Raw genomic sequence first — 6,961 nt, 5'->3', positions numbered from 1 at the left:
GACCTGCATTCAGACAGGTTTGTGCTTTTTTCAACTTAACTTGTCCGAATACGACCTGCATTCAGACAAGTTTGTAATTTTTCGGGCCTGACTTGTCCGAATATAACTCCATTCAGACAAGCTTCAGCTTTTTGGGCTCTTCTCCAAAGCATCTCCCTAAGTAAAACAAAGATTAACTGCCAAATCCTTACACTCCTTTTATTCCACTTATTTTGCTAATTTAGATATGTTATTTTTTAATAGTTTGATAGCGCTTACACCATAGATGGGAGACATAAAAGTATGCCAAATCCATGGAAGTTCAAGAACTATACCCTACTAAGGACTTTTGAAGATTTTTTAAAAACATAAAAGAAAATCAATAAAAAACTCGCCGACTGGCGAGCCGTTAGCTATATAAATCTTTTAATACGTTTGAATTAATTAGTAATAGATGTAAATCATCTTTTTGCATACTTTACCATCCTCCTTAACGAGGCTGGGTTTAGCGAGCAGTGGCAGTCACTGTTCGCTTTTTATTTTGTTGATTTTTTATAGTAAACAAAAATACCAAAAACTTTTTCTATATAAATTGGCGTCTTTTTTATAGAATCCAAAAGGAGGTGGCAAGCGATGAACAAAAAAGATCAAGAAGAATTACTTACAGAGTTCGTATTGGAAAACAAAGAGAATTTTTATCGATTAGCCTATAGTTACGTTAAAAATGAAGAGGATGCTTTAGATATTATTCAAGAGTCAATCCACAAAGCCCTAAAAGGGATTCATACCTTAGAAAATTCTCAAGCGTTAAAAAGTTGGTTTTTTCGCATCGTAGTTAACACATCATTAGATTTATTACGCAAAAAGAAAAAGGAAATGGTAGTGGATGATGATACTATAGAATTTTTTAGCCCCAAAAGGAATGACACATATGAAAATGTTGATTTAACCAGGTTACTCAATGAATTGCCGGCTAAATATCGAATTGTCATTATTCTTAAATTTTTTGAAGACCTAAGAATTCGTGAAATAGCTGAAGTTCTAAATGAAAAAGAAAACACGATTAAGACTCGTTTATATAAAGGACTTAAAATGCTGCGAATAGAAATGAATGATATTTCATATATGGGAGGTTGATAAAATGGATAAAAAAATGGAAGCATTAATGAAAGAGTATAATGGGATTCCTATCCCTAGTCAGTTAGACTTTGTTGTTAAAAAGGCACTAAAACAAAAGCCTAAGAAGCGCATAATGACAAAAGTGGCGGTCGGACTAGCAGCTGCTGCTGCTATCTTTATTGGAGGATTAAATGCAAGTCCGACATTTGCCATGACTATGGCTGATGTTCCTGTTCTAAAAAATGTGGTGAAAGTATTAACATTTAGAGAATTCAAGGTGGATGGGGAAACGTACAATGCAGATATTAAAGTACCTGCGATTAATAACCTTGATAATAAAGAATTACAATCAACGTTAAATCAAAAATATCTAAAAGAAAGTGAAGAACTCTATCAACAATTCCAGGCTGATATGGAAGATCTAAAAGAAAGTGGCGGCGGACATTTGGGAGTAAGTAATGGGTACGAAGTAAAAACAGATACTGACCAACTTTTATCCATCGGACGCTATACGGTAAACACAGTCGGATCGTCATCAACAACGTTCCATTTTGACACGATTGATAAAAAAGGTAAACTACTCATCACTTTACCAAGCTTATTTAAAAGTGATGCATATGTGGATTTGATCAGCAAAGAAATTACAAAGCAAATGATTACACAAATGGAACAAGACTCTTCATTAACTTATTGGGTAAAGAATCCAAATAAAGAAGATAATGATCCACTAGATACTTTTGAAAAAATAAAGCCCGATCAAAATTTCTACATTAACAAACATAATAAATTGGTCATTTGTTTTGACAAATATGAAGTGGCTCCTGGTTACATGGGAATTGTTGAATTTGTCATCCCTTCGGACGCCCTAAAAGACACTCTGGTTAGTGATGAGTATATAAAATAGAATCCACGAGGAGAAGACAGTTTAACACTTACCTTTTCCTAGGATAAAAGTAATAAGGATATCCCAAAAGGGTCTAGCCCTCGTTCAATACTCAATATATAGCCGATTAAGATCAACTATATATTGTAGGTTGAGGGGGCTGACACTTTTTTCTGGGGATATCCTCATTCGATTCGCACATAGTTTAGATCAGGTGGTTCAAAAAACTTTACAACATCCACAAAAAAAATTAACCTTATCCTTGTCTTCAATCCGGTCAATCCCCCCTACCTTCTATTAGAAGTGAGGGAATGCTTTGAATTTACTTTAGGCATTAGAATGATCGTTATTTTCATCATTAGAATATGTATTTTTTAATAGAAAGGAAAAATCATCTATGAACTACTTACCTATTTTAAAAAACAGATGTCAAACAAAAAATACGAACGTCGATTTAAGGGTAAAAGACCATGGCTAACCCTACAGTGCAAAACAGACGGTACCTAGTAGGATTAGATGGTCTAAGAGGTTTTGCAGTGCTTTCTGTCATTTTCTATCACATTGGATTCCCTTGGGCATCTGGAGGTTTTTTAGGTGTAGTCGTGTTCTTCGTACTATCTGGCTACCTTATTACTGACCTCATAATGACTGAGTGGGAACAGCGAAGAAGAATTGATTTAAAGAATTTCTGGATTCGCCGTGCTAGACGCTTACTTCCAGCCATGCTCGCAATGTTAGTAATCATAATTGGTTGGGTAAGCTTGTTTCATCATCATCTTTTAGAAACTTTGCAAGCGGATGCTCTAGCTGCTTTACTATATATTAGTAATTGGTGGTATATCTTTCATCATCAATCCTATTTTAATAGCTTCCAATCACCATCATTATTAACTCATTTTTGGTCATTAGCAGTAGAAGAACAGTATTATCTTTTCTGGCCATTGTTGCTTACATTCGGGTTACGCTTTATCTCCAAACGTTCAATTTTATTTATTACTCTCATCATAGCCGGTATTTCAGCATTAACCATGGCCATATTATATCACCCCGGATTGGATCCTAGTAGAGTCTATTACGGGACTGATACAAGAGCTTTTTCTCTATTAATTGGTTCTGCACTTGCTCTTATTTGGCCAAGTCAAAAGCTTGCTGCCAATGTACCATCACCTTTACGACTTGTCCTTAATTTAGTCGGGACAATTGCGCTTGTAGGGATCCTTTTAATGGTTGGACTTACCAATCAATATGAACCTTTCCTATACCGTGGAGGGATGGTTTTATTATCAATTGCTTCTATGTTATTAGTAGCCGTGCTCGTTCATCCAGCTAACAGCATTAGTAGAGTTTTTAATTTTAAACCGCTAAGATGGCTGGGTATCCGTTCCTATGGCATCTATTTGTGGCAATATCCCGTCCTTGTATTAACTACTCCTGCAATAAATACAACAGGAATTTCGATTGGCAGAGTCATATTCCAATTAACATGCATTATTGGATTGGCATCATTATCATGGAAATTCATCGAAAATCCAATACGCCAAAGAGGATTGAAAAAAACGTGGAGAAGGATTGCTACGAAGAAATTGTTTCTTAATCGTGTTGTTTTCAGACGTTGGATTGCCCTTGGCGGAGGAGTGCTAATAATGCTTTTCTCATTTTTAGCTATTTACAATGTGACTATTGCAAAAACAGATAAAAAAGATGAAACGCATGCTGCAATTAAAGAAGATCGTTCCAATAATCAACTAAAAATAGAACAGAAAAAAAATAAACCGCCTTCCCCTGCTGTTCATCCAAAAGAAGAAGAGCTAACAAAACCTGACGGTGAAAAAAAACTTACACAAACGGAACCATCTGTCGAAAAAAATGAAATGGTGACAGCAATTGGTGATTCAATATTACTTGATGTTGCCCCTTATTTAACTGAGTATTTTCCTTCTATAAATATGGACGGAAAAGTAGGCCGTCAAATGTCACAAGCCGTGGACGTAGTTAAAAAGATGAAGAAAGAAGGAACATTAGGGGATACTGTAATTATCGAACTCGGCACAAATGGCCCATTTAATATGAATCAATTAATATCGATGATTGAATTAATTGGAAATGACCGAAAAATTATTTTCATCAATACCCGTGTCCAACGTCCTTGGGAAACTGAGGTAAACAATAATCTAAAAGAAGTAACTGAAAAATACTCTAATACCACTCCGGTTAATTGGTATGCCGCCAGTGCAGGGCATAATGAATATTTTTCATCCGATGGTGTTCACTTAAATGCCAAAGGAGCTAAAGTCTACGCAGCTCTAGTGGCAAAGTCGGTTGGAACATGAACAGTGACTATAAAAATTGAAGATTGGTATACATTTTATTTTTAAACCTAGTACATAACACATCAGGAGAGTTCTCCTTCGGGATTACCTTCCTGTCTTTCAACGTTAATTGAATCACTCCGTTTAACGGGCCATTCGCTTCAATACACTCCTTTATATCCTCTCTGCGGACACTCATCATATGGTGTGGGAGGATAAACGTGAGGGCTGCAACCGGCAAAAAAAAAAGAGGTCCTGTCACTCCTCGACTAATATCGAAGTTTTCGACAAAAAGTGGATAGTAACAGGCACTTATTAAAAAAAACCACCTCTATTTATGGCAAGGGTCACCGTGACTAATCAAAATGAGGTATAAAAACTCTTTTTTAGATTTTTATAAACCACCTTGGTTCATAAGTATTTCTTTAATATAGGAAGCAGGCAACCTGTCGGCTTAGCCATAATGTGAAAACTCCCCAATTGTCTACCTCCTTTCTCTAAAGATAAGAAATCGAACCATTTATATTAATGGAGATTGGATCTCTTTTTTTCTTTTTAAAAAACATCGGGTTATTATACAGTTCAATAACCGCTTTCTGTATTTGCCCGGTAAACGGAAATTCCGGAACTGGGTAGTTAGCGCTCACAGAAGTTAATCGATCCCGGCCTATATCCATTCCCTCAATAGAAATAAGAAATGGTAATGTACGAGGCATGTAACGTGTGCCAACTTGCAGTCCATTGATAGAAAGCTTACCCGTTCCACTCGTTTCTTGACCTCGTTTAAAATCAAATCTTACAGTCGAAGACCCAGTAGGTACTTGTACGGACGATTGAATCTTATAGACGGAGCCAACATAATTATATTCATAGAATAGGTAGTTATCTTTTATATATAAAGTATAGCCGCTTGAATGATTTCCATGAGCAAGTAAGACTCCTTCTTCTGAAGGATTGGAACGAAAGATGGGAATGGTGATGGAATAAGAAGAAAGGGTTAGTTGTGGAGCAGCAGTTGATGGCAAATGAGCCATTCCAGGATAGAATGTGAACGTTGTTCTTCCCTCCTGCAAGCCGTAATAACCTTTTATAAACAGATTGTCATTTAAAGGAAGAACACCGTACTTCTTCGCTTCTTCCCACCAAATTGCTTGAAGCTCCTTTAATTTATCTGGATACTTATTTGCTAAATTATACTTTTGGGAAAAATCCTGGTTTACATGGTATAACTCCCATTGATCCTCCTGGAAAGGGACACCTCTTTCATGATAGGTAACAGCCACCCATCCATCCTGCCAAATAGCACGGTGTCCGAGCATTTCAAAGTACTGAGTTTTTCTCTTTGATGGGGCAAGCGGTTCTGTAAATGTATCCAACATACTCACACCATGGAGCGGCATTTGTGGAACACCTTCGTATAGTTTAGGTGCTTCAATGTTTAGGAGTTCTAGTATAGTAGGAGTAATATCAATCGCATGATAAAATTGTGAACGAATGGAACCAGGATCTAAAATACTTTGAGGGCATTGGATGATCAGGGGAACGTGAGTCCCTCCATAAAACGTATTCTGCTTATAATATTTAAAAGGTGTATTACTAACCTGCGCCCAACCTTTAGGATAATTGGGGGTTGTGAACGGACCTCCTATTTCATTTACTTGAGTAAACATCTGAACTACACTTTCCTCAATCCCATTGAAGTAGGCAGAATCGTTAATAGAACCGTTCCAGCCTCCTTCCTGGCTTCCTCCATTATCAGAAAGTAACACAATAATGGTATCACCCATCTTGTTTTTTGAATTTAAGAAATCGAGTAATCTCCCTATTTGCTGATCTGTGTGAGTAAGAAATCCAGCATAAGTCTGTTGGAATTTGGTAAACAATAATTTTTCTTTCTTTGTCAGTTCGTCCCATGGCTTAATTCCTGGATTACGTTCTACGAGTTCGGTGTACGGCGGGATGATTCCCATTTGCTTTTGCACGTTGAATCTCTCTTCCCTGATTTGATCCCAGCCTTTATCGTATACCCCTTCATACTTTTCGATCAATTCCTTTGGTACCTGATGGGGCTCATGCGTGGCCCCGAAGGCTAAGTAAAGAAAGAAGGGACGGTCAGGTGTAACAGAGAGATGATCCGTTAAAAATTCGAGCGACTTATCAACCAGGTCCTCTGATAAATGGTAATTAGATTTATCAGGTTTGCCTACACGATGATTATCAAAAACTAAATCTGGCGCATACTGATCCGTATTCGCTAATAAAAAGCCATAATACCGCTCAAAGCCTTTTGAGAGCGGCCAGTTTTCAAATGGCCCGCTCGATGCAGCTTCATGACCTGGAACCAGATGCCACTTTCCAACCATATAAGTAGCCATCCCATTCCACTTTAAAATTTCAGCCAGGGTGGCAGCCGAGTTTGAAATTCTTCCTCGTTTATTAGGATATTGAGGCCCCCAATCTATATCCGCTATGATTCCCACCCCCACCGAGTGGCAGTTACGGCCTGTTAGTAGACAAGCGCGGGTAGGTGAACACAAAGGGGTTACATTAAAGTTATTGTACCTAAGACCGTTTTCTGCTAATGAATTAATATTAGGTGTTTCAATCTCAGAACCATAACAGCCTAATGCTGAATAACCCACGTCATCCAGAACGATATAGATGACATTAA

The 6,961-nt window shown here is 37.4% G+C and carries 4 protein-coding genes; 3 read left to right on the top strand and 1 reads right to left on the bottom strand.

The window, feature by feature from the left end:
- Positions 1 to 612: 612 nt before the first annotated feature.
- From V7137_RS12140 to V7137_RS12130, 3 genes are all read left to right on the top strand, one after another.
- Positions 613 to 1,116 carry an RNA polymerase sigma factor gene (locus V7137_RS12140; RefSeq protein ID WP_335698329.1) on the top strand — a complete coding sequence of 168 codons (504 nt, stop codon included), beginning with the start codon at positions 613 to 615 and terminating at the stop codon, positions 1,114 to 1,116.
- 4 nt (positions 1,117 to 1,120) lie between these two features.
- Positions 1,121 to 2,002 carry a DUF3298 and DUF4163 domain-containing protein gene (locus tag V7137_RS12135; protein ID WP_335698328.1) on the top strand — a complete coding sequence of 294 codons (882 nt, stop codon included), beginning with the start codon at positions 1,121 to 1,123 and terminating at the stop codon, positions 2,000 to 2,002.
- A gap of 449 nt (positions 2,003 to 2,451) precedes the next feature.
- Entirely contained in the window at positions 2,452 to 4,311 is a 1,860-nt protein-coding gene (locus V7137_RS12130; RefSeq protein ID WP_335698327.1) for an acyltransferase family protein, read from the top strand.
- A gap of 476 nt (positions 4,312 to 4,787) precedes the next feature.
- Here the strand turns inward: V7137_RS12130 and V7137_RS12125 are convergent.
- Positions 4,788 to 6,961: arylsulfatase (locus V7137_RS12125; protein ID WP_335698326.1), on the bottom strand; the 2,174-nt coding region annotated here is incomplete at its 5' end.

The organism is Neobacillus drentensis (genome assembly GCF_036962765.1).
Classification (GTDB): Bacteria; Bacillota; Bacilli; order Bacillales; family Cytobacillaceae; genus Neobacillus; species Neobacillus drentensis_C.
The sequence above is the reverse complement of the archived record's forward strand: the minus strand, read 5'-3'. Positions and strand labels throughout refer to the sequence as shown.

Coding starts and splice junctions, on each gene's coding strand:
- V7137_RS12140 (WP_335698329.1), top strand. CDS start 613: ATGAACAAAAAAGATCAAGAAGAATTACTTACAGAGTTCGTATTGGAA.
- V7137_RS12135 (WP_335698328.1), top strand. CDS start 1,121: ATGGATAAAAAAATGGAAGCATTAATGAAAGAGTATAATGGGATTCCT.
- V7137_RS12130 (WP_335698327.1), top strand. CDS start 2,452: ATGGCTAACCCTACAGTGCAAAACAGACGGTACCTAGTAGGATTAGAT.